The sequence below is a fragment of the Bradyrhizobium sp. CCGB12 genome, from assembly GCF_024199845.1.
In the GTDB taxonomy this organism is placed as follows: domain Bacteria; phylum Pseudomonadota; class Alphaproteobacteria; order Rhizobiales; family Xanthobacteraceae; genus Bradyrhizobium.
This window is the reverse complement of the sequence record NZ_JANADO010000001.1, coordinates 6,322,808-6,345,886: the sequence shown is the minus strand read 5'-3', so window position 1 is coordinate 6,345,886 and position 23,079 is coordinate 6,322,808. Positions and strand designations below refer to the sequence as shown.

Below are 23,079 nucleotides of genomic sequence, written 5' to 3'. Positions count from 1 at the left end.
TGAAAAAGGCCGTGCGCTGCGCACGGCCTTTTTGACTCATTGGCTCGCTCGAGCCGGTCCGGGCGATGGGCCCGGCGGCTTCAGCCGGCGGCGCGGAGGTTGTCTGCTGCCGACTTGCCGGAGCGGCGGTCGGCCACGATCTCGTAGGAGATCTTCTGGCCTTCGCGCAGCGAGCCGAGGCCCGCGCGCTCAACGGCGCTGATGTGAACGAACACGTCCTGGCCGCCATCGTCGGGCTGGATGAAGCCGAAGCCCTTGGTCGCGTTAAACCACTTCACGGTTCCCATGCTCATGGGGTAGTCCCTTCTCAGATCACACAATGTAAGAGCCCGCTTGCGCAGGCAGGTTAGATCGAATTTTTGGAAGGGTCGTCAGCGTGTCTGAACCGGCTGTACCGGTGGATGCTAATGTCGTCCGGCCGAAAATCGATTAATTCATTTTATTGGAAATGGGCCCTCAAAACAATCCTGAGGTGCACGATTTTTTGATCCGCCGTGATGCCCACGGCGGATCAGCATGCAGATCAGAATTTTACTTCGGCGCTCGCGCGCCGAGAGCCGCCTAGCGGCGGCGGAACTGGCCGCCGCGTTGTCCGGGCCGCGGAGGTCCACCCGCCGTGCTGGGACGTTCGTCCTTGTGGCGGAAAATCAGCCGGCCCTTCTCGAGGTCATAGGGCGACATCTCCACCGTCACGCGGTCACCCGCGAGCGTCTTGATGCGGTTCTTCTTCATCTTGCCGGCAGTGTAGGCAACGATCTCGTGTCCGGCGTCGAGCTGCACGCGGTAGCGTGCGTCGGGGAGGATTTCGGTGACCAGTCCTTCGAACTGGATCAGCTCTTCCTTAGCCATGAATTTCTCCAGGTCGTGGACGGCTAGTGCGAATAGGGTTTGCGGTTCGGTTGGCCGTTCGGCCGACTCTCACGGCGCAAAAAGGCAACGCCTTGTATCCCATCAGGTCCCCCGGCGCCATGCGCGGAACGCTGGTCCGGACGGTCGGTCGGCGAAGAATGCACCTTACCACCGGAGCGGCGGCGACGAGAACCCTTCGAGGCGTTGCCGGGCCTTCCGTCCACATGCCGCGCATCGCCATGCCGGCCTTCACCGGGGCGTCCGTCGGCTTGTTTGCCATGCTTGCCGGCGCTGTGGTGACGGCCGTCCGAATGCCGTTCGTCGGCACGCCGTCCGTCACCGTGCCGGGCGCCCTGCGGACGCTGGGCCGGGCGGCCCTGTCGCTGCTGCTGCGGGGGCGGGCCCGCATCGCGGCGGCCGGCGTCGGTGCGGAGATCTTCGCGCGGCAGCGCCACCTTGATCAATCGCTCGATGTCGCGGAGATAGCTGAGTTCCTCGCCGCCTGCGACCAGCGAGATCGCGGTGCCGTCGGCGCCGGCGCGCGCGGTGCGGCCGATGCGGTGCACATAGGTCTCTGGCACGTTGGGCAGGTCGAAATTGATGACGTGGCTGATGCCGTCGACGTCGATGCCGCGGGCGGCGATGTCGGTGGCAACCAGGGTGCGGATTTCACCGGAGCGGAACTGGGCGAGCGTGCGCTCGCGATGGTTCTGCGACTTGTTGCCGTGGATGGCGCTGGCGGCGATGCCGGCCTTCTCAAGTGTCTTCACGACCTTGTCGGCACCGTGCTTGGTACGGGTGAACACCAGCGCCCGGTTGATCGGCTCGTCCTTCAGGAGCTTGGTCAGGAAGGCGGGCTTGGCCGAGAAATCGACCTGGATGATGCGCTGGTTGATCCGCTCGGCGGTCGAGGAGACCGGGGTCACCGCGACGCGGGCGGGGTCGCGCAGCATCGAATCCGCGAGCTCGGCGATGTCCTTCGGCATGGTGGCCGAGAAGAACAGCGTCTGCCGCTTGATCGGCAGCTTGGCGACGATTTTGCGGATGTCGTTGATGAAGCCCATGTCGAGCATGCGGTCGGCCTCGTCGAGCACAAGGAATTCGACGCTCGAGAGCTTCAGCCCGTTGCTCTGCACGAGGTCGAGCAGGCGGCCGGGCGTGGCGACCAGAACCTCAACGCCCTGCATCAGCGAGCGGACCTGGCGGCCCATCGGCACGCCGCCGATGGCGAGTGTCGAGGACAGGCGGATGTGGCGGCCATAGGCATTGAAGCTGTCGAGGATCTGACCGGACAGCTCGCGGGTGGGCGACAGCACCAGGACGCGGGCGGTCTTGGGCTGGGGCTTGATGCGGCTCTCGAGCAGGCGATGCAGGATCGGCAGCGCGAAGGACGCGGTCTTGCCGGTGCCGGTCTGGGCGATGCCGACGACGTCGCGGCCTGTCAGCGCCAGCGGGATGGTCTGGGCCTGGATCGGGGTGGGGGTGACGTAATTCTCTTCGCGAAGAGCGCGTGCGATGGGTTCGGCGAGGCCGAAGTCCTGAAACGAAGTCAAAAGAGGGTTCTTTCCATGTCAAAAGCGGGCGCCCGGCGCATAAGGCGCGGCGCGCGCAAAAGGGTGTCGAGAAGACACCTGCGTGCTTGGGGTGTCGGATGGCTTGGGAGATATGGGGCAAGCCAGAGGCCCGTAGGGGCTTAAGAACACGCGGCTCGCTACGACCCCTTGATTCGCAAGAGGTCTCAGCCACTCATATGGAACATTGCCGGGGCGCTTTCAAGGCAAGCGTGCCTCAAACGGCAGTTGCAGTGCAGAAATAGTTATGCCGGAAATTTAGCCAGAATCGGCGTGATGCACATAAAATAGACTGCCTGCCGCTTTCGCATCCATTTCCTTTGCTCAGGTTTTAGGCGGATGAACTGCGGCGAAACTTGGAATCGCGTCAATTTTACAAGTTAAATCAATGGCTTGATCGATGATCAGTCCATGGCATGGTTCTTGCGAATCCGTTAATCGCAGGCGGCCGTGGGGCCGTTTCGCAGCGTTTTCACGTCTGCGTCAGGGAGATGATACACTCATGCTTAGCAAATCTACTCGCGATAGAGCGGCGTCATTTAGCCGCCGCGGCGTGCTCGCCGCGACCGCCGGACTGATGTTCGGTCTGGCTTCATTGACCGGCGCCAAGGCTGCGGACGACACCATCAAGGTCGGCGTGCTTCACTCCCTGTCGGGCACCATGGCCATCAGCGAAACCACGCTGAAGGACACCATCCTCTTCCTGATCGACGAGCAGAACAAGAAGGGCGGCGTGCTCGGCAAGAAGCTCGAGGCCGTCGTCGTCGACCCCGCTTCGAACTGGCCGCTGTTCGCCGAGAAGGCGCGCGAGCTGATCACCAAGGACAAGGTCTCGGTCGTGTTCGGCTGCTGGACCTCGGTGTCGCGCAAGTCGGTGCTCCCGGTCTTCAAGGAGCTGAACAACATCCTGTTCTACCCCGTGCAGTACGAGGGCGAGGAGAGCGAGCGCAACGTGTTCTACACGGGTGCTGCGCCGAACCAGCAGGCGATCCCCGCCGTCGACTATCTGATGAAGGAAGAGAAGGTGAAGCGCTGGGTGCTCGCGGGCACCGACTACGTCTATCCGCGCACCACCAACAAGATCCTGGAAGCCTATCTGAAGTCCAAGGGTGTCGCCCAGGAAGACATCATGATCAACTACACGCCGTTCGGTCATTCCGACTGGCAGACGATCGTGGCCGACATCAAGAAGTTCGGCTCGGCCGGCAAGAAGACCGCGGTGGTCTCGACCATCAACGGCGACGCCAACGTTCCCTTCTACAAGGAGCTCGGCAACCAGGGCATCAAGGCCAAGGACATCCCGGTGGTCGCGTTCTCGGTGGGTGAGGAAGAGCTCGCCGGCATCGATACCAAGCCGCTGGTCGGTCATCTCGCCGCCTGGAACTACTTCGAGTCGATCAAGACCAAGGACGGCTCGAACGAGAAGTTCATCAAGGACTGGCAGGCCTACACCAAGAATCCGAAGCGCGTGACCAACGACCCGATGGAAGCGCATGTGATCGGCTTCAACATGTGGGTTAAGGCGGTCGAGAAGGTGAAGTCGACCGATCCGGACAAGGTGATCGATGCGCTCCCCGGCATCGAGGCGCCGAACCTGACCGGCGGCGTGTCGAAGATGCTGCCGAACCACCACATCACCAAGCCGGTGTTCATCGGCGAGATCAAGGGCAACGGCCAGTTCGACGTGGTCTGGAAGACCCCGGGCCTCGTCGCGGGCGATGCCTGGTCGAAGGAGCTCGACGGTTCCAAGGACCTGATCGGCGACTGGGTCGGCAAGAAGTGCGGCAACTTCAACACCAAGACCGACAAGTGCCTCGGTTCGGGCTCCTGACCCCGATCTGACGCTCCATTGCACGATCGGAGAGGGCGGCGATCCCGCCGCCTTCTCCACCCATTTCTGCCGGGATCAATCACAGTGCCAGCCCATTTGTCCGCCCGTCTCCGTTCGTTTGTCCTCTCGTTGTTCCTGATCGCGTTCGCGCTGCCGGCTTTCGCCGGTCCGTTCGAGGATGCGGTCGCCAAGTTCGCCAATGACGATTTTTCCGATACGGAAGAGGCGATCGGCGCGGTTGCGGGCAGCGGCAATCCCCTGGCCTTCCCGATCATCAGCGCGCTCCAGGACGGCCGTCTCATGGCTGACCTCGATAGCAAGAAGGTTTATGTCATCGGCGCTGACGGCAAGTCGATCGATGCTGCGACCGGACAGCCCGTGGCCAGCGTTCCCGACAGCGCCAGCGCGGTCCGCCTCAACAACCGCCTGCGTCGCAGCGTGGACGCCGCGCTCGGCAGCCTAACTCTCCAATCGCCCGATCTGTCGACGCGCCTCCAGGCCGCGCAGTCAGTCTTCAAGTCGCATGAGGAGACCGCGCTCGAGGCGGTCGATGCCGCGCTCACCAAGGAAAGCAACAGATCCGTCAAGTCCGCGCTCGGCGAGGCCCGCGCGGCGATCCTGCTGTTCAAGTCGGACGCAACCGAGGTCGAGAAGCTGGAGGCGGTCGCCACGCTCAAGGCGCGCGGCGATCAGGAGGCGCTGGCGCTGCTCACCGGCATGGGCGACCAGCCGGCCTCGGTGACCAAGGCGGCCGCGAGCGCGATCAGCTCGATCCAGAGCTCGCTTGCGGTCTGGTCCACCGTGCAGAATGCCTGGTACGGCCTCTCGCTCGGCTCGGTGTTGCTGCTCGCCGCGATCGGGCTCGCCATCACCTTCGGCGTGATGGGCGTCATCAACATGGCCCATGGCGAGATGGTGATGATCGGGGCCTACACCACCTTCGTGGTGCAGGAGGTGATACGCACCCGCTATCCCGGCCTGTTCGACTATTCGCTCCTGATTGCCGTGCCGCTCGCCTTCCTCGTCGCCGGCGCCATCGGCGTGCTGATCGAGCGCAGCATCATCCGCTTCCTCTACGGCCGTCCGCTGGAGACGCTGCTCGCGACCTGGGGCCTGTCGCTGGTGTTGCAACAGGCGGTGCGCACCATGTTCGGCCCGACCAACCGCGAGGTCGGCAACCCCTCCTGGATGAGCGGCGCCTTCGAGCTCGGCCAGATCACCATCACCTACAACCGGCTCTGGATTCTCTGCTTCACGCTCGCATTGTTCGCGATCCTGCTCGCAATGCTGCGCTACACCGCGCTGGGCCTCGAGATGCGTGCGGTGACGCAGAACCGCCGCATGGCAGCCTCGATGGGCATCGCCACTTCGCGCGTCGATGCGCTGACCTTCGGACTCGGTTCGGGCATTGCCGGCATCGCCGGCGTCGCGCTGTCGCAGATCGACAATGTCAGCCCCAATCTCGGCCAGAGCTACATCATCGACAGCTTCATGGTCGTGGTGTTCGGCGGTGTGGGCAACCTTTGGGGCACTCTCGTTGGCGCCTTTACGCTCGGCATCGCCAACAAGTTCCTGGAGCCGGTCGCCGGCGCCGTGCTCGGCAAGATCGCCATCCTGGTTCTCATCATCCTGTTCATTCAAAAGCGGCCGCGCGGCCTGTTCGCGCTCAAGGGCCGTGCGGTGGAAGCATGACCCCTCACATGCTGACGCGATCGCTGGACCGCGGCGCGACGATCTTCCTTGCCGTCGTCGCGGCCTGCGGCATCCTCATCCCGCTCTCCAATCTGCTGTTGCCCGCGGGTTCGTTCCTGCAAGTGCCGACCTATCTCGTCGCGCTCTGGGGCAAATATGTCTGCTACGCCATCCTGGCGCTTTCGATCGATTTGATCTGGGGCTATTGCGGCATCCTCTCGCTCGGTCACGGCGCGTTCTTCGCGCTCGGCGGCTACGCCATGGGCATGTACCTGATGCGGCAGATCGGCACCCGCGGCGTCTACGGCAATCCGATCCTGCCCGACTTCATGGTGTTCCTGAACTATTCGAAGCTGCCCTGGTACTGGTACGGCTTCGACATGTTCTGGTTCGCGGCCCTGATGGTGCTGGTCGTGCCGGGGCTGCTCGCGTTCTGCTTCGGCTGGCTCGCCTTCCGCTCCCGCGTCACCGGCGTGTACCTGTCGATCATCACGCAGGCGATGACCTATGCCCTGCTGCTCGCCTTCTTCCGTAACGATTTTGGCTTTGGCGGCAACAACGGCCTGACCGATTTCAAGGACATTTTGGGCTTCAACGTCCAGGCGGAAGGAACCCGCGCGGCGCTGTTCGCGCTAAGTTGCCTGGCGCTGATCGCGAGCTTCCTGATCTGCCGCTCCGTGGTGTCCTCCAAGCTCGGCAAGGTGCTGATCGCGATCCGCGACGCGGAATCGCGCAGCCGGTTCCTCGGTTACCGCGTCGAATCCTACAAGCTGTTCGTGTTCACGCTGTCGGCGTGCATGGCCGGCGTCGCGGGCGCGCTCTACGTGCCGCAGGTCGGCATCATCAACCCATCCGAATTCGCGCCGGGAAATTCGATCGAGGCCGTGATCTGGGTCGCGGTCGGCGGCCGCGGCACGCTGGTCGGCGCCGCGCTCGGCGCTGTCGTGGTCAACTACGCCAAGACGTTCTTCACCTCGGGCATGCTCGCGCCGTACTGGCTGTTCATGCTCGGCGCACTGTTCATCCTGGTGACGCTGCTACTGCCGAAGGGAATCGTCGGCACTTTCAATGCCTGGTGGGATCAGTCGAAGGAAAAGCGCGCCGCGACCTCAGTGAGCGCCGCGGCCGAAGACGGCATCACCGAACCGAAGATGGCGGAGTAGCGGTCATGAACGTCATGGATACCCGCGCGACGTCCGCAATGCTCTATCTCGACGGCGTGCACGTCTCGTTCGACGGCTTCCACGCCATCAACAACCTGTCGCTGACGCTCGAGCCCGGCGAGATGCGCGCCATCATCGGCCCGAACGGCGCCGGCAAGACCACGATGATGGATATCATCACCGGCAAGACCAAGCCGGACGATGGCACCGTGCTGTTCGACGGCGTCACTGATCTGACGCGACTCGACGAAACCCGCATCGCCGAGCTCGGCATCGGCCGCAAATTCCAGAAGCCGACCGTGTTCGAGAGCCAGACCGTGCAGGACAACCTCCTGCTCGCGCTCAATGTCGATCACTCGGTCCGCGGCACGCTGTTCTGGCGCGGCAGCAAGGCGGAGTCTGAGCGCATCGACAAGGTGCTGGAGACGATCCGCCTCACCGACGCTCGCAACCGTCTTGCCGGCAGCCTCAGCCACGGCCAGAAGCAGTGGCTCGAGATCGGCATGCTGCTGGCGCAGGACCCAAAACTGCTGCTTGTGGATGAGCCCGTCGCAGGGATGACCGACGTCGAGACGCATCTCACCGCCGAGCTGCTGAAAGAGATCAACAAGACCCACACCGTGATGGTGGTCGAACACGACATGACGTTCGTGCGCGAGCTCGGCGTCAAGGTCACCTGCCTGCACGAAGGCACCGTGCTTGCGGAGGGCACTATCGACCAGGTCTCGTCCAACGAGCGGGTCATTGAAGTGTATTTGGGTAGATAGCTGGGAAGCGCGAACGGCGAATAGAGAGTAGCGAATAGGGAAAGGTGACTCTGTCATCTCCATTCGCTACTCGCCACTCGCTACTCGCCAAGAGGCACCGAAGATGCTGGATGTGAAAGATATCAATCTCTACTATGGTGCTGCCCAAGCGCTGCGCGGCGTCTCGATCGCCGCCGAGCCCGGCAAGGTCACCTGCGTGCTCGGGCGCAACGGCGTCGGCAAGACCTCGCTGCTCCGCGCCATGGTCGGCCAATATCCGATCTCCTCGGGCGCGATCGTGCTCGACGGCAACGACATCACCGGCCTGAAGCCCTACGAGCGGGCGCGCAAGGGCATCGGCTTCGTGCCGCAGGGCCGCGAGATATTTCCGTTGCTGACGGTCGAGGAGAACCTCAAGACCGGCTTCGGCCCCCTCAAGCGCGAGGACAGGCATATTCCGGACGACGTGTTCTCGCTGTTTCCGGTGCTGCAATCCATGCTGGGTCGTCGCGGCGGCGACCTCTCCGGCGGCCAGCAGCAGCAGCTCGCGATCGGGCGCGCACTGGTGATGCGGCCGAAGCTGCTCCTGCTCGACGAGCCGACCGAGGGCATCCAGCCCTCGATTATCAAGGACATCGGTCGGGCCATCTCTTACCTGCGCAACCTCGGTAACATCGCCATCGTGCTGGTCGAACAATATCTCGACTTTGCCTGTGAACTCGGCGACAGTTTTGCCGTGATGGATCGCGGCGCGGTGAAGTTCACCTGCGACCGTTCCAATCTCGACCCGAGCGAAATCAGCCGCCAGATGGCGCTGTAGGCCATTCTGCCGCGACCGGCTGGGGAGGCGGATGCGCAGCGACGTTTCAGCGATATCTTCGGTGTTCGAAGCCAACCGCGCCCGCGGCGCGGTGCGCTTCGACGTCCACGCGCGCGACGGCGTGACGCGGCGCGGGGCCTTGCACGAGTCGGGCTCCTTGCGCGTACGCTTTCCCTCGCCCGAAGGCGATGGGCTCTCCGGCGTGTTCGTCAACACGGCAGGCGGCGTTGCCGGCGGAGACAATTTCGATATCGAGATCGCAGCGGGCGAGCGCTCGCGCCTGACATTGACCACGGCGGCGGCCGAGAAGGTCTATCGCGCGCCCGGGGCGGCGGCGCAGCTCGGGATTGCCCTAGAGGTCGCCGCGGGCGCGCATCTGTCCTGGCTGCCTCAGGAGACGATCCTGTTCGATCGCGCCCGGGTTCACCGCCGCTTCGACATCGCGCTCGACGAGACGGCCTCGCTCCTGCTTTGTGAGATCGTCGTGTTCGGCCGCACCGCCATGGGCGAGCGAATGAAGCAATGCGAGTTCGTCGACCGCTGGCGGCTGCGGCGTGGCGGCAGGCTGGTGTTCGCCGAGACCGTCAGGCTGGACGGCAATATCGCCGCCAAGCTCGCGCGATCCGCGGTGGCCAAGGATGGCGCTGCGATTGGCACGGCCCTGATCGTGCCCGGTGACGAGACCCTGGTCGAGCGCGTTCGCGAGGCCTCGGAATCGTTCGCCGGCGAGGTCGGGATATCAGCCTGGAATGGCTTTGCAATGGCACGGTTCTGTGCCCAAGATGCGGCGCGCTTGCGCGCCGACATGATGGCGGTGCTGGCGCGGACCGGTGCGGCCCTGCCGCGGCTCTGGTTGAATTGACCGGTTGAATTGACGTGTTGAACGGAAGAGATGTCGCATGAACCTGTCTCCCCGCGAAAAGGACAAGCTTCTGATCTCGATGGCGGCGATCGTGGCCCGCCGCCGGCTGGATCGCGGCGTCAAGCTCAACCATCCCGAGGCCATCGCGATCATCTCCGATTTCATCCTCGAGGGCGCGCGCGACGGCCGCACCGTCGCCGAGCTGATGCAATCCGGCGCGCAGGTGCTCACCCGCGACCAGGTGATGCCGGGCATTCCCGAGATGATCCACGACATCCAGGTCGAGGCAACCTTTCCTGATGGCACCAAGCTCGTCACCGTGCACGAGCCGATCAGGTAGCTCGTCATTCCGGGGCGCCCGACGGGCGAACCCGGAATCCAGAGATTTTATTTCGAGATTCCGGGTTCTCGCTGCGCGAGCCCCGGAATGACAGGAGAGCAGTATGATCCCCGGCGAACTCTTCATCCAGGACGGCGAGATCGAGCTCAATGCCGGCCGCAAGACCGTGACGCTGACGGTGGCCAACACCGGCGATCGCCCGATCCAGGTCGGCTCGCACTACCATTTCTTCGAGACCAATCCGGCCTTGAAGTTCGATCGCAGACGCGCCCGCGGCATGCGGCTCGACATCGCCGCCGGCACCGCCGTCCGCTTCGAACCCGGCCAGACCCGCGACGTCCAGCTCGTCGCCTTGGCGGGCAAGAAGACCATCTACGGTTTCCGTGGCGACGTCATGGGGAAGCTGTGAGCACAGGAACGAGCATGGCCCGGCACGGTTGAGGCGAAAACGGAGGTTTTGCCATGCCCTCACCCGTCCGTCTCATCTCCGAAGCTGCCGAACTCGCCGCGCTCCGCCATAACGGCATGGCGCGCAAGGGGCGAGGCCAGGAGCCCTATATCAATCATCTCGCCGAGGTCGCGAGCCTGCTCGCGACCGCGACCGATGGTGCCGACGCCGAGCTCATTGCGGCCGGCTGGCTGCACGATACGATCGAGGACACCGACACCACGCGCGAGGAGCTGGCGCAGAGGTTTTCCGCGCGCGTCGCTGCCCTCGTCGCCGAGTGCACCGATGACATGAGCCTGCCCAAGGCCGAGCGGCGGCGCCGGCAGGTGATGGACGCACCGAAAAAATCCGCGGGCGCGAAGCTGATCAAGATCGCCGACAAGATCAGCAATACAGCGGCGCGCATTCAAACCGATCCGACTGCCGAGGAGCGCGACGATCTCGCCGATTACATCGGATGGGCGACGCAGGTCGTTGCGGGCTGCCGCGGCGGCAATGCGTGGCTCGACGAGAAATTCGATGATGCCGTGAAAGCAGCGAAGGCCTTGCTGTGACCGACCAGAAATTCAAACGCAAACGGGGCTTGTGATGTCCGTCAAGATGAAGCGTTCCGTCTATGCCGCCATGTTCGGCCCGACCACCGGCGACAGGGTGCGGCTCGCCGACACCGACCTGATCATCGAGGTCGAGAAGGATTTCACCACCTATGGCGAGGAGGTGAAGTTCGGCGGTGGCAAGGTGATCCGCGACGGCATGGGGCAGTCGCAGGTCACCAACAAGCAGGGCGCGGCCGACACCGTCATCACCAATGCGCTGATCGTCGACCATTGGGGCATCGTGAAGGCCGACGTCGCCATCAAGGACGGGATGATTTCCGCGATCGGCAAGGCTGGCAATCCCGACATCCAGCCGGGCGTCACCATCATCATCGGCCCCGGCACCGACGTGATCGCGGGTGAAGGCAAGATCCTCACCGCCGGCGGATTCGACAGCCACATCCACTTCATCTGCCCGCAGCAGATCGAGCATGCGCTGATGAGCGGCGTCACCTCCATGTTAGGGGGCGGCACCGGTCCCTCGCACGGCACCTTCGCCACCACCTGCACGCCGGGGCCGTGGCACATGGGGCGGATGATCCAGTCGTTCGATGCCTTCCCCGTCAATCTCGGCATCTCCGGCAAGGGCAACGCATCGCGCCCGGCCGCGCTGGTCGAGATGATCAAGGGCGGCGCCTGCGCGCTGAAGCTGCACGAGGACTGGGGCACCACGCCGGCCGCGATCGACAACTGCCTGTCGGTGGCCGACGATCACGACGTCCAGGTCATGCTGCATTCCGACACGCTGAACGAGTCCGGCTTCGTCGAGGACACGATCAAGGCGTTCAAGGGCCGCACCATCCACGCCTTCCACACCGAAGGCGCCGGCGGCGGTCACGCCCCTGACATCGTCAAGGTCGCCGGCCTGAAGAACGTGCTGCCGTCCTCGACCAATCCGACGCGCCCCTTCACGCGCAACACCATCGACGAGCATCTCGACATGCTGATGGTGTGCCACCACCTCGATCCCTCGATCGCCGAAGACCTCGCGTTCGCCGAGAGCCGCATCCGCAAGGAGACCATCGCAGCCGAAGACATCCTGCACGACCTCGGCGCGCTCTCGATGATGTCCTCGGATTCCCAGGCCATGGGCCGGCTCGGCGAGGTCATCATCCGGACCTGGCAGACCGCCGACAAGATGAAGAAGCAGCGCGGGCAGCTAGCCCAGGACAAGGGCAAGGACAACGACAATTTCCGCGTCAAGCGCTATATCGCCAAATACACCATCAATCCTGCGATCGCCCATGGCGTGTCGAAGCTGATCGGCTCGGTGGAGAAGGGCAAGCTGGCCGATCTCGTGCTGTGGTCGCCGGCCTTCTTTGGCGTCAAGCCGGACTGTATCGTCAAGGGCGGCACCATCGTTGCCGCGCCCATGGGCGATCCCAACGCCTCGATCCCGACGCCGCAGCCGGTCCACTACCAGCCAATGTTCGGTGCGTTCGGCAAGGCGCGCACGGCGTCCTCCGTCGTCTTCACCTCGAAGGCCGCGGTCACCGGAGGTCTGGCGCGAAAACTCGGCATCGAGAAGAAGCTCTATGCCGTCCAGAACACCCGCGGCAAGATCTCGAAGAAGAGCATGGTCCACAACGACGCCACGCCCAATATCGAGGTCGACCCGGAGACCTATGAGGTGCGCGCCGACGGCGAGCTGCTCACCTGCGCCCCCGCCGAGGTGTTACCGATGGCGCAGCGATATTTCATGTACTGAAAATAGCGCCTCAACGCATGTCTCAGGCGCGGGTCGGGGCCGGCTTTTCCGGTTTTGCGTTCGATCCCGCCTGGTCTAATGTCCGGCCCGGTATCGTACCTTTAGAAGAAAAGCCGGGAGGATTTCTCGTGATCTACGTCGTTGCCACCTTGACCATCAAGCCCGAGACGCGCGCCGAATTCATTGCAGCCGCCACCGCCTGCATCAAGGAGACCCGAAAGGAGCCCGGCAACATCGCCTATGATCTGCATGAGAGCGTCACCGATCCCAGCAAGATGGTGTTCGTCGAGCAGTGGGAGAACGCCGAGGCGCTGGTGCCGCATCGTGCCATGGAGCATATGAAGACGTTCGGCCGCGTCGCGGTGAAGTGTTTTACGGCGCCGCCGAAGATCGAGGTGATCACGCCCGAGAAGGTCGAGACACGGTAACAGGGGAAACGCATGATCCGGGCGACGCAGGTCAAGGGGCAGCACCGCTTTACGGAAGCGCCGGTGGATACGGTCGTGCTCGATTTCGACGATCGGCACCGCCGCCGCATGGCGATGACGGGCACGCGGGGGCTCGAATTCCTGCTCGACCTGGAAAACGCCGTCGCGCTCCGCGGCGGCGATGCGCTGGTGCTGGAGGACGGCCGGCTCGTCGAGGTGGTGGCGGCGCCCGAACCGCTGCTGGAGATCCGCGGTCGCGATCCGCACCATCTCATCCGCGTCGGCTGGCATCTCGGTAACCGCCACCTACCGACGCAGATCATGGCCAAAGCCTTGCGCATCCGCCGCGACCACGTCATCGAGGCCATGGTGAAGGGCCTCGGCGCGCGCGTCATCGAGATCGAGGCGCCGTTCGATCCCGAGGGCGGCGCCTATGCCGATGCCGGCCACGCGCATGGACACGACGACCATGCGCATCACGATCACGGCCATCATCATGATCACGGCCATCACGACCACAATGATCATCACGGCCACGATCACCACCATCATGGCCATGCCGTGCATGACCATGGTCACGATCACCACCATCACCACGACGAGCATTGCGACCATCCCGACCATCACCATGGCCACAAGCATGCTCATGACCACAAATGAGCCGGTCCGTGCCGGTGATCTCGCGGAGCGCGAGGCGGCGGCGCTGTACCGGTTGATGACGTGGTTGTCGCCGGCGTTCCCTGTCGGCGGTTTCTCCTATTCCAGCGGCATCGAATGGGCGGTCGAGGCAGGCGACATCACGGATACCGCCACGCTGGCCGACTGGCTCGACGCAATGCTCGGCGACGGCTCTGGCTTTTGCGACGCGACGTTCCTGGTCCATGCCTATCGCGCCGCCGAAGCGGACCAGACCGCCGCTTTGAACGATATTGCCGAGCTCGCGGCGGCCTTCGTTGCGTCGCGCGAACGACAGCTGGAGACGACATCGCAAGGCCGCGCCTTCATCGACATCGCCCGCGCCGCATGGGATGCCGACGGGCTGGATGCCATGGTTGCCGCATGCCGCACGCCACTGGTCTATCCGGTCGCCGTCGGCGTGGTCGCCGCGATGCATGGTGTGCCGCTGGCGCCCACACTACACGCTTTCCTGCATGCGCTGGTCTCGAACTGGATTTCCGCGGCCAGCCGTCTCATTCCGCTCGGCCAGACCGACGGCCAGCGCGTGCTGGTGAGGCTGGAAGCCGCCGTCGCCGCAACCGCCAATCGTGCGCTGAATGCGACATTGGACGATCTCGGCAGCGCGACGTTCCGCGCCGATCTCGCCAGCCTGCGGCACGAGACGCAATATACGCGGTTGTTTCGGTCGTGAGCGTGCTGCACCACACTCAGCCGTCGTCCTGGCGAAAGCCAGGACCCATAACCACAACTGCCTGTGGTCATGCGCGGCTGTGGCCCCGGCTTTCCGCGACAACGAACATTGATGGTTATGGGTCCTCGCTTCCGCCAGGACGACGATAGGAAAGAAGCTATGGCTACGTCTCACGGCCCCTTGCGTGTCGGTGTCGGCGGTCCGGTCGGATCGGGCAAGACCGCGCTGATGGACCTGCTCTGCAAGACCATGCGCGAGCGTTACGACATCGCCGCGATCACCAATGACATCTACACCAAATGGGATGCGGAATTCCTGGTGCGGTCGGGCTCGCTGACGTCGGATCGCATTGCCGGCGTCGAGACCGGCGGCTGCCCGCACACCGCGATCCGCGAGGATGCCTCGATGAACCTCGCTGCGGTCGCGGATATGCGTGCGAAATTTCCCGGCCTCGACCTCGTGCTGATCGAGTCCGGTGGCGACAATCTGGCCGCCACTTTTTCCCCGGAGCTGGCCGATCTCACCATCTATGTGATCGACGTCGCCGCCGGCGACAAGATCCCGTCCAAGGGCGGCCCGGGCATCACCCGGTCAGACCTTCTTGTCATCAACAAGATCGACCTGGCCCCCCATGTCGGCGCTTCCCTGGAAAAGATGGAGACGGATGCCAAGCGCATGCGCGGCGAGCGGCCCTTCGTCATGACCAACCTGAAGAAGAGCCAGGGGCTGGACCGCATCGTTGGCTTCATCGAGGCCAAAGGCGGGCTGAAACGGGCGGGTTAACCGTCGGACGCGACGACTTAGCGCAGGTGCTTTTCGCCGTTAACACTTGGGGCAGGGCTCGACCTGCGGAACAAATTTCAGACACGGCGATTAACTACCTCCGGTGCCCGGGGCAAATCCATCCCGGCCGGACCATCGGCCGAACGGATTAAGCTTTCCAGGCGACCCAAGTTGCGTACTGATGCCTCCTCCTCCATTATCTCCGCCACCGGGGTTCACCCTGTTTCGGCACATGGCCGTTCGAGCGGCGTTCATATGCTCCTTGTTTATTGCCGACCTCCCGCTATCGCCTGAGTAGTCGCGTGGTCCGGCTGGGTTTCATCATCGGCTTCATCGCTCTGCTCGGAGCCTTGCTCTCGGGGCTGGCGGCCTATCGCGTCCACGATCAGGAGCTGGCGCTGGACCGGATTGCGCTGGCGCGTGCGATCGACGTTCACGCAAGCCTGGTTCAGGACCGGCTCACCGAGCGGGAGTTGCTGGCGCGGGTTGCCTCCGGCCTGTTCCGCACGCCGTCTGTGATCAAGCCGAACATGCTGGAGCCGCTGCGCTCGGCCATCTACGCCTTCAAGACCGATTTCGTGGTGGCCGGGTGGGTCGCCCGGTTGAAACCGAACGAGCTCGCGGCGGCGCAGGCCGCCATTGCCGGCGCAGGCTTCCCGAACTCTCAGATTCGCGGCTTTGACGACAAGCCGATCAATCCCGCCGACGTCACCCAGCCGATCGACGTGCTGATGGATCTCGAGCCGCGCAGCAACGAGACCAAGGCACTGCCAGGCCGCAGCTACGACCGGGATCCCGTTCGCAGCGCCATGCTGACGCGTGCCCGGGTCGAGAAGCGGTCGATCGCCTCAGACCCGATTCCGCTGATCAGCGGCAACGGACCGATCGGCGTCATCGTGGCCGCGCCCGTCATTCCCGAGGGGGCAACGGAGCCGGCCGGGTTCGTCACGTTCTCCTACGAGCTTGCCTCGCTGATGCTGACCAATGACGACATGTCGTTGTTCTCGGTCGCGCTCAGGGATCCGCGCAAGGATGGTGGCGAACTCGTCGCCAACGACCAGGGCGTGGTCTCGACGCGGATGGCGGTGACGGACGGACCGGCTCCGTCGGCGACGCGCACGGTGAGCTTCGGTGGCCGTGATTGGCAGCTCAGCTATTACGCGAAAACCAACTCGGCGCGTCGTGCCGAGCAGACTGCCATCATCGTCGCGGCGATCGGCTTTGCGATTACAGCAATGGTGTGCGGCCTGTTCGGCTATGTCGCCTACAACAATCTGCGGCTCAGCCGGGAAATCCAGGTGAGAATCGGCTTCGAGCGCCGGCTGACCGCCGTCATCGATGAGCTCAACCACCGGGTCAAGAACATCCTGGCGGTGATCCAGTCGATCGTAACTCGCACGCTGCGCCATGGCTCGGACATGGACGTCGCGCGCGAGCTCCTGATCGGCCGCATCCACGCCATGTCCAACGTGGTCTCGCTGCTCAGCGAGAGCCAGTGGCAGGGGGTCAAGCTGAAGGGCCTGTTCGAGGCGCGCGCGATTCCGCATGCCGATCGCATCGCCGTCGCCGGTCCCGACATCGCGGTCAGCGCGCGGGCGGCGCAGAGCCTGTCGTTGCTGTTCTTCGAGCTCGCCTCGCATTCCGACGAAGGCCTGTCGCTGGTCGGCAAGCATCCGCACATCACCGCCAACTGGTCGGTAACGGGCGAGGAGGGTGACGAGGTCTTCCATTTCCGCTGGGAGGAGTTCAATACCAGCGAGGCGACGCGCCGTCCCGATTCCGATTTCGGCCTGATCCTGCTCGACCGCGTCGCGCCCGAGGCGCTCGGCGGCACCGCCAAGCGCTACTTCACCGACGTTTCCTATGTCTACGAGCTGACTGCGCCGATGGAGACGGTGGTCGACATGACCGAGCGCGATCGTACCGAGAAGTTTTCGAAGCCGGTGCGGTAGGCGGGACCTCAGCCCCGCGGCCGCAACACCAGGTCGACCAGATTGCGCGCATAGGCCGGCGTGATCGGCGCGATGCCGAAGACGTAGCGATAGAACAGGCCGCCGTAGATCGCGTCGTAGAGATCCTCGGGGAGCCCCTCGGCCAGGATGCTGCCGTCGTTCTGGCCCGCGGCAATCATCTCCACCAGCGCGTCGCGGCGGAACTGCAGATAGCGGGCGTAGAACAGCTCGGCGGAGCCGGTCTTCGAAATGCATTCGGAGATCACTGCGAGCTGCACCTTGCCGAACTCGCCCTGGAGCGCCTCGGCATAGGCCGCGGCATGGCGGCGTGCGCGCGCCGCGGGCGTGCCGGAGCTCTCCGGGGGCAGCGGCAGCATCTGCGCGGCGTGGTGGAGAAAGGCGTCGATCAAGAGCGCCTCGCGGGATGGCCACCATTTGTAGATCGTCATCTTGGAGACGTCGGAGTGGCGCGCGACGGCGTCGATGGTGGTGGAGGCAAGGCCGGTGGCAGCCATCAGCGCATAGGCGCTTTCCAGGATGGCGTTGGTGGTCTCGATCGACCGCGGCCGGCCGCGCCGGGGCGCGCTGTGGACCTCATCACCCCTGCCTTTCGCCATCGCCACGCCTGGTCTCCTCGCGCAACCCGCTCCGCTTCGCATAGCGCAGCCGCGGCAGCGGGCCTAGGGGAATCGGAAGGTGCGCCCTGCTAGGCCTGTTGCCGCAGGGCGGCGGGCAGGTCCTGCCATTTCGACCAGGCGATGTAATAGGCGACGGCGGTCATCGCGGCGAAGCCGGCGAGGCTCACTGCGATCTGCATCGCCACCAGATTGGGCCCGGTGATCAGGATGAGATGGCCGGCAAAGGACAGGAACACGCCGACGCAGAACACGGCGAGCCATTCCTCTCCGCATCTGATGACCGCCTGAAGCGGTTTCAATCGCAGGCCGGGATGATCGGCCGGAATGAGATGGGTCGCGAGGAAGGCCAGCGCGAGGAAGTGAAGCACGCGATAAGGCGCGAGGTTTTCCTTGTCGGTCGGTGAGATGCCGTCGAGGATCAGGTTCGGCAGATAGGCGGACAGCGCCGGCGAATGGCGCATCAAGGTGACGGCCATTGCGAAGACGAGATAGGTCCCTGCGAGGATCCGCAGCCAGGGCATACCGCGCAGCGCCCGCCCGGGGGCGCCTGTCACGGCGAACCAGCCGCCCAACACCATCAGCATCTGCCAGCACAGCGGATTGAAGGTCCACTCCTGGTCCGGATAGACGCGGAAATTCCAGTCGAACCAACGGGCGGCAAGATACAGCGCGACCGACGCCGCAAGCGTCACGTTCGGCCACCGCAACAGGCCCCACAGCGCAAGCGGAAAGAACGCCATCAGCGGGATCATCAGTTGCAGCAGGTCGAGGTTCAGCGGCTCCTCCTGGAGCACCAGGCCGCGGACCAGGATCCGCAGCGGGTGATCGAGAATCCCCGAGATGTTGTATTCGTGGATGATCTCCGGCGCCATCGATTGCGAGGCGACGTAGGCGATGGTGTCGATATAGATCACGAACAGCACGACATAGGCAGCGTAGAGCCGCCAGACGCGACGAAAGATGCGCGTTGCCGCGACGAGGTAGCCGCGCTCCAGCGCCATCCGGCCGTGGATGATGGCGACGCCATAGCCCACCACGAACACGAACAGGTCGGCGGCGCCGCTGAAGCCGAAATTTCGTAGCGTCAGCAGGTTGACGACATTGTTCGGGATGTGGTCGACGAAAACCGACCAGTTGGCGATGCCGAGCGTCAAATACAGCCTGGCGTCGGGTTGGAATGCGGAGAGGTTCGCCTTGACGGACGGTTTCATCACGGAAAAGACTTTTGGAATCAGGGGCGACGCTTTTAGCGGTAACCGCCTGCCCGTCCGAGTAGCGTTTGCGTGATGGCGGGGGACATCCGCGCCGTGTGGCGCAAAGTTGCGTCTTGCCGCCCTGTCGAATTCCGACAGATGCGTATGTGGGAGTTACGACGAAATATTCTGACTCGCTCTCTTTAACCAGCTCTCGTGGTCACTCGGCCGGCTCGGCCGAAGTCTCGTCGGGAACGCCGGCGCGGCTCGCCATGATTCCGAGTGCGACGCCGCCGATCGCCAGGATCGGCAACAGCCGCTTGATACCGATGGCGCGGACAATCTGGAGGCCCGTGGCGAGCAACATGGGGTCCGCGAGCATGCTTTGCGCCGCCGACTTCGCGGCACGCTCGGCTGCGATCTGGGCGCGCTTCTGCACCTGGCGCTTGTAGCCCCAATAGGCGCCGGCGGCAGTGAGCGTCAGCAGGAAGAAGATGCCGGCGCCGGCAAGGCACGCCTGAACCGGACCATATTTCTCCAGCACCGAGATGAAGGCGGCCGCACAGAGGAAGCATGTCGTCACGAACAGCGCGAATGCGGCGCTTGCGGCCAGCGAGGTCAGCCGGACCGTCGTGCCGGTGGACGCACTGATCCCGTCGATGATGCGCTGAAACATGGCCTTGCTCCTCAAGTCCCCAACAAGCCCGGTCGTCACACGCCGGCTTCGGCGGCGCGACGGCGCCGCCGTCTCAAACATCAGTTCCTTGACCTTACCGGCGCCAGGCGACGCCGATCAGGAAGCCGATCCCGAGCGCCAGCCCGACCGTCGCGAGGGGCCGCTGAGTGATCGCGTCTTCCAGCGTCTCCTCGATCGAGCCGTAGGCGTCTTGCGCGGCACCCATCATCGCGTTGCCGCGCTCGGACATGTCGTCGATCGCGGTATCCATGTTCTCGCGCGCCTGGCGATAGCCGCGCCGAGCCTGCTTGCTGGTGGAATTGGCGAAGGTATTGAGCGCATCGGTGATCTGGTCGGTGAGGGCGGCGATATCGCTTTTCACGGCTGCTACATCCTTCTCGAGGCGTTCTCTCGTGGCTTTGTCGGTCGAATCTCTCATCCCGGCTTCGGCATTGGGCGTGGACATCAGGAGCTCCGAATTGTTGACCGTTGAGATAGCCGGAGAACGTTTCGTCGTCGGGGAAGTTCCGTTTGTGGAAACCGCTTCACTCCTGCGGCAGCTGCGGCGAATTCACCGGCAGCAGATGCTCCTTCAGGATCAGCGCGACGATCAGGAGCGGCGACGACAGGAACGCGCCCATCGGGCCCCACATCCAGGTCCAGAATGCGAGGGCCAACAACACGGCGAGTGCATTCAGCGCCAGGCGGCGGCCGATGATGGTCGGCGTGACGAAGTGACCCTCCAGGAAAGTGATGCCGCCGAACGCGAGCGCGGCGGCCAGGCCCCCGCCGATGGTCGGGAAGGCGACGAGCCCCACCACGACCAGGACGGCAAACATCGCGACCGGCCCGATGATCGGGATGAAGTTGAGGGTTGCCGCAAGCGCCCCCAGGCCGGCCGGATTGGGCATGCCGGTGATCGCACAAATGACGCCGGTGGCAACGCCGACGCCGACATTGATGAGGGTGACAGTCAGGAGGTAATTGCCGAGATGAACCTCGATCTCGTTGAGAATTCGAAGCGTGCGCAGACGCGCGTCACGATCGCTGAATGTCATGATCATGGCCCGCCGCAGGTCGCGCCAGCTTGCGATGAACAGGATGAGGGTGACGAAGAACAGCAGGAATTCGGTGAAGGTCGGTGACAGGAATTCCAGCGTCGGCTGCACCCATTCGACCTTCGGCATCTGAATGCTGGGGAATCCTTCCGAGCCGCCGAGCATGGTTTGCAGCTCGCGCCACAGCGCCAGCGGCCGGTCGAAGACGTGCAACTTGTCTTTCAACTGCGCACCGAGCTCCGGCAGGCGCGTGCCCCACTCCATCGCCGGCGAGGCGATCAGCGCCACGACGAAGGCGACCACCGCGGTCCCGGCGATCACGATCAGGACGGCACCGAGCCCGCGCGGCACCTTGCATCGCTCGAGGAAGCTCGCCGCCGGCGACAGCATGGTGCCGGTGACGAAGGCCATCACCACGGGCAGGAAGAACGCCTTCCCGACGTAGAGCACGGTGACGATCGCAATCAGCAGCAGGCCCGCGAGTGCGAAGGCGACAAACTCGGTGCGGCGGATGACCGGCGGCAGCTCGCTATGGCTGTCGGGAAGCGGTTCACCTTCGCTGTTGCCGGGAATCAGACGTTCGCTGGGAAGAACGCGCACAATATCTCTCCCGCACGGAAGCTGCGATCCGCGTGCCCCATTGACGCTTCTACAACACGGGAGCGGAAGGAGGGTTCCATCGCGGCTTCGTGAAGAGGTGCTCGCTTGACTGTGACGTCGCTGCCGCAGGCTGCGGTGGAACTTGGCTAGGTCCGGTGGCGTTTGTTGAAGGCAGCATCACCCAGATGCACATCCAATGGGGCAGCACATGACAAGGTTCTCTCTCGTCCGCCGCTTCTCGCCGCGCGCCGTCACCGCGCTTGCCTGTGCGACCGTTCTGCTCGCGGTACCCTGTGGTGGCGCGAGCGCGCAAACGTTCGGTTTCGCGCCGATGCAGCCGCAGGCCTATCCGCAAGACCAGGGTTATGCCCAAGGCTACCCACAAAGCTACCCACGACCCTACTCACAAGGCGACGTCAACGAGGCGCCGCAAACTGCCGACGAGGACGCCCAGCTGCCCGACCGTCTGCGCAAGCAGATCGTCAGTTTCGACCGGAGCGAGCCGGCCGGTACCATCGTGATCGATACCAACAACACCTATCTCTACTACGTGCTCGGCCAGGGGCGCGCCATCCGCTACGGCGTCGGCGTCGGTCGCGAGGGCTTCACCTGGTCGGGCGTGCAGAACGTCAGCCGCAAGGCGGAGTGGCCGGATTGGCATCCGCCGGCCGAGATGATCGCGCGCCAGCCCTATCTGCCGCGCTTCGTCGCCGGCGGTCCCGGCAATCCGCTCGGCGCGCGTGCGATGTATCTCGGCTCGAGCGAGTACCGCATCCACGGCACCAACGATCCCAGCACCATCGGCAAGTTCGTCTCGTCCGGCTGCATCCGCATGACCAACGAGGACGTCATCGACCTGTTCGGCCGCGTCAATGTCGGCGCCAAGGTCGTGGTGCTGCCGAAGAACGCGCCTCTGATGGCCAAGGGCGGTGATCCCGCGCGCAAGCGGCCGGCCGTGACGACGCTGCCCTCGGGCCGGCAGGCGCTGAACATAGCGGCGTCGTCGGTGAACTAGCGCATGATCCCGGAAGGTCTCTCCGAAAGATCATGCAACGCGCTTTTAAGAGTTGAATGAGGTCACATGAGTAAACGCTTGATCGGCAAGCTGGCTGGCAGTGCGGCGGCCTTGGCTACCGTCACCTCTCTCGGCCTCGCGCTGACGCCGTCGGCGCATGCGCAGGACTTCTTCTCGGCGCTGTTCGGCGCGTTCGGAGCGCGGCCTCCGCAGATCCGGACGCCGTTCCCGAACGATGACATGCGGCGCTACGACGTGCCGCGCCAGCGCGCCGCCTATGGCGGCGGCACCGCCTATTGCGTGCGCGGATGCGACGGCCGCTATTTCCCGGCGCAGGGAAGCGATGCCGAAAGCAAGGCGCAATCGTGCAAGAGCTTCTGCCCGGCGTCCGAAACCTCGCTGGTCTATGGCAGCAATATCGACGACGCCACGACTGAGCACGGAAAGTCCTATTCCGACCTGCCGAACGCCTTCCGTTATCGCAACGAGATCGTCGCGGGCTGTACCTGCAACGGCAAGGATCCGGCCGGGCTCGCCCAGGTCAAGGTCGAGGACGACCCCACCTTGCGCAAGGGCGACATCGTCGCGGGTGCTGACGGCCTCGTGGTCGCCAACCGCAATGCCAACGACCGCCGCGGCATCGCGATGAATTTTTCGCCGCTGCCGGAATCCGTCCGCGCCAAATTCCGCCGCGTGCCGGTGGTGGCAAAGGAGTAGAGGCTCGGGCGTTGGCTGAGTTGC

General features: G+C 64.2%; 25 protein-coding genes. 17 read left to right on the top strand and 8 right to left on the bottom strand.

Going from position 1 to position 23,079, the window contains the following annotated elements; genetic code table 11:
* Window positions 1–80 precede the first annotated feature (80 nt).
* The 3 genes from NLM27_RS29065 to NLM27_RS29055 all read right to left on the bottom strand — a co-directional run bounded on the left by NLM27_RS29065 (window position 81) and on the right by NLM27_RS29055 (window position 2,402).
* Window positions 81–293, bottom strand: coding sequence for a cold-shock protein (locus NLM27_RS29065; RefSeq protein ID WP_014439634.1), 213 nt, complete (start codon window positions 291–293; stop codon window positions 81–83).
* 268 nt (window positions 294–561) lie between these two features.
* Window positions 562–849, bottom strand: a complete 288-nt coding sequence (infA, locus tag NLM27_RS29060; RefSeq protein ID WP_024340539.1) for a translation initiation factor IF-1 — start codon at window positions 847–849, stop codon at window positions 562–564.
* A 23-nt stretch (window positions 850–872) separates the two neighbouring features.
* Entirely contained in the window at window positions 873–2,402 is a 1,530-nt protein-coding gene (locus tag NLM27_RS29055; RefSeq protein ID WP_254146536.1) for a DEAD/DEAH box helicase, read from the bottom strand.
* A gap of 520 nt (window positions 2,403–2,922) precedes the next feature.
* Between NLM27_RS29055 and urtA the strand changes: the two genes are divergently transcribed.
* From urtA to NLM27_RS28980, 15 genes are all read left to right on the top strand, one after another.
* Window positions 2,923–4,251, top strand: coding sequence for an urea ABC transporter substrate-binding protein (urtA, locus tag NLM27_RS29050; protein ID WP_254146535.1), 1,329 nt, complete (start codon window positions 2,923–2,925; stop codon window positions 4,249–4,251).
* An 84-nt stretch (window positions 4,252–4,335) separates the two neighbouring features.
* The gene (urtB, locus tag NLM27_RS29045) at window positions 4,336–5,943 is read left to right on the top strand and encodes an urea ABC transporter permease subunit UrtB (RefSeq protein WP_254146534.1); all 1,608 of its coding nucleotides are present in this window, start codon (window positions 4,336–4,338) and stop codon (window positions 5,941–5,943) included.
* A complete protein-coding gene (gene urtC, locus NLM27_RS29040) occupies window positions 5,940–7,106 on the top strand; it encodes an urea ABC transporter permease subunit UrtC (RefSeq protein ID WP_254146533.1) in 1,167 nt (388 codons plus the stop codon). Before urtB ends, urtC begins: the two co-directional genes overlap by 4 nt.
* Before the next feature lie 5 nt (window positions 7,107–7,111).
* Window positions 7,112–7,873 (top strand): urea ABC transporter ATP-binding protein UrtD, encoded by a 762-nt coding sequence (gene urtD, locus NLM27_RS29035; protein ID WP_254146532.1) that lies wholly within the window; start codon window positions 7,112–7,114, stop codon window positions 7,871–7,873.
* A 103-nt stretch (window positions 7,874–7,976) separates the two neighbouring features.
* On the top strand, window positions 7,977–8,672 hold the full coding sequence (urtE, locus tag NLM27_RS29030; RefSeq protein WP_254146531.1) for an urea ABC transporter ATP-binding subunit UrtE: 696 nt from the start codon (window positions 7,977–7,979) through the stop codon (window positions 8,670–8,672).
* A 31-nt stretch (window positions 8,673–8,703) separates the two neighbouring features.
* Window positions 8,704–9,534, top strand: a complete 831-nt coding sequence (locus tag NLM27_RS29025; RefSeq protein WP_254146530.1) for an urease accessory protein UreD — start codon at window positions 8,704–8,706, stop codon at window positions 9,532–9,534.
* Between the two features lie 37 nt (window positions 9,535–9,571).
* Window positions 9,572–9,874: an urease subunit gamma gene (locus NLM27_RS29020; RefSeq protein WP_007605424.1), complete on the top strand. Its 303-nt coding sequence runs from the start codon at window positions 9,572–9,574 to the stop codon at window positions 9,872–9,874.
* A gap of 103 nt (window positions 9,875–9,977) precedes the next feature.
* Complete coding sequence (locus NLM27_RS29015; RefSeq protein ID WP_254146529.1) at window positions 9,978–10,283, top strand: urease subunit beta; 306 nt, start codon at window positions 9,978–9,980, stop codon at window positions 10,281–10,283.
* 53 nt (window positions 10,284–10,336) lie between these two features.
* Window positions 10,337–10,876 (top strand): HD domain-containing protein, encoded by a 540-nt coding sequence (locus NLM27_RS29010; protein WP_254146528.1) that lies wholly within the window; start codon window positions 10,337–10,339, stop codon window positions 10,874–10,876.
* Between the two features lie 34 nt (window positions 10,877–10,910).
* On the top strand, window positions 10,911–12,626 hold the full coding sequence (gene ureC, locus NLM27_RS29005; protein ID WP_254146527.1) for an urease subunit alpha: 1,716 nt from the start codon (window positions 10,911–10,913) through the stop codon (window positions 12,624–12,626).
* A 128-nt stretch (window positions 12,627–12,754) separates the two neighbouring features.
* Window positions 12,755–13,054 carry a putative quinol monooxygenase gene (locus NLM27_RS29000; protein ID WP_027553941.1) on the top strand — a complete coding sequence of 100 codons (300 nt, stop codon included), beginning with the start codon at window positions 12,755–12,757 and terminating at the stop codon, window positions 13,052–13,054.
* Window positions 13,055–13,066: 12 nt separating this feature from the next.
* On the top strand, window positions 13,067–13,714 hold the full coding sequence (locus NLM27_RS28995; RefSeq protein WP_254146526.1) for an urease accessory protein UreE: 648 nt from the start codon (window positions 13,067–13,069) through the stop codon (window positions 13,712–13,714).
* A complete protein-coding gene (locus NLM27_RS28990) occupies window positions 13,695–14,423 on the top strand; it encodes an urease accessory protein UreF (protein WP_254148958.1) in 729 nt (242 codons plus the stop codon). The genes NLM27_RS28995 and NLM27_RS28990 overlap by 20 nt, the downstream gene beginning before the upstream one ends.
* 159 nt (window positions 14,424–14,582) lie before the next feature.
* Entirely contained in the window at window positions 14,583–15,206 is a 624-nt protein-coding gene (ureG, locus tag NLM27_RS28985) for an urease accessory protein UreG (protein WP_254146525.1), read from the top strand.
* Window positions 15,207–15,508: 302 nt separating this feature from the next.
* A complete protein-coding gene (locus NLM27_RS28980; protein ID WP_254146524.1) occupies window positions 15,509–17,158 on the top strand; it encodes an HWE histidine kinase domain-containing protein in 1,650 nt (549 codons plus the stop codon).
* A gap of 8 nt (window positions 17,159–17,166) precedes the next feature.
* Here NLM27_RS28980 and NLM27_RS28975 read toward each other — a convergent pair whose 3' ends face one another.
* The 5 genes from NLM27_RS28975 to NLM27_RS28955 all read right to left on the bottom strand — a co-directional run bounded on the left by NLM27_RS28975 (window position 17,167) and on the right by NLM27_RS28955 (window position 21,323).
* Window positions 17,167–17,775 carry a TetR/AcrR family transcriptional regulator gene (locus NLM27_RS28975; RefSeq protein ID WP_254148957.1) on the bottom strand — a complete coding sequence of 203 codons (609 nt, stop codon included), beginning with the start codon at window positions 17,773–17,775 and terminating at the stop codon, window positions 17,167–17,169.
* Window positions 17,776–17,864: 89 nt separating this feature from the next.
* Window positions 17,865–19,007: an OpgC domain-containing protein gene (locus tag NLM27_RS28970; protein WP_254148956.1), complete on the bottom strand. Its 1,143-nt coding sequence runs from the start codon at window positions 19,005–19,007 to the stop codon at window positions 17,865–17,867.
* 202 nt (window positions 19,008–19,209) lie between these two features.
* Window positions 19,210–19,665, bottom strand: coding sequence for a hypothetical protein (locus tag NLM27_RS28965; protein ID WP_254146523.1), 456 nt, complete (start codon window positions 19,663–19,665; stop codon window positions 19,210–19,212).
* A 94-nt stretch (window positions 19,666–19,759) separates the two neighbouring features.
* Window positions 19,760–20,131 (bottom strand): YqjD family protein, encoded by a 372-nt coding sequence (locus NLM27_RS28960; protein WP_254146522.1) that lies wholly within the window; start codon window positions 20,129–20,131, stop codon window positions 19,760–19,762.
* Window positions 20,132–20,210: 79 nt separating this feature from the next.
* Entirely contained in the window at window positions 20,211–21,323 is a 1,113-nt protein-coding gene (locus NLM27_RS28955) for an AI-2E family transporter (protein WP_254146521.1), read from the bottom strand.
* A 208-nt stretch (window positions 21,324–21,531) separates the two neighbouring features.
* On the opposite strand from NLM27_RS28955, the gene NLM27_RS28950 reads away from it, so the two are divergent.
* Window positions 21,532–22,338, top strand: coding sequence for a L,D-transpeptidase (locus NLM27_RS28950; RefSeq protein ID WP_254146520.1), 807 nt, complete (start codon window positions 21,532–21,534; stop codon window positions 22,336–22,338).
* A 66-nt stretch (window positions 22,339–22,404) separates the two neighbouring features.
* Window positions 22,405–23,055, top strand: a complete 651-nt coding sequence (locus NLM27_RS28945) for a DUF2865 domain-containing protein (protein ID WP_254146519.1) — start codon at window positions 22,405–22,407, stop codon at window positions 23,053–23,055.
* Window positions 23,056–23,079 lie beyond the last annotated feature (24 nt).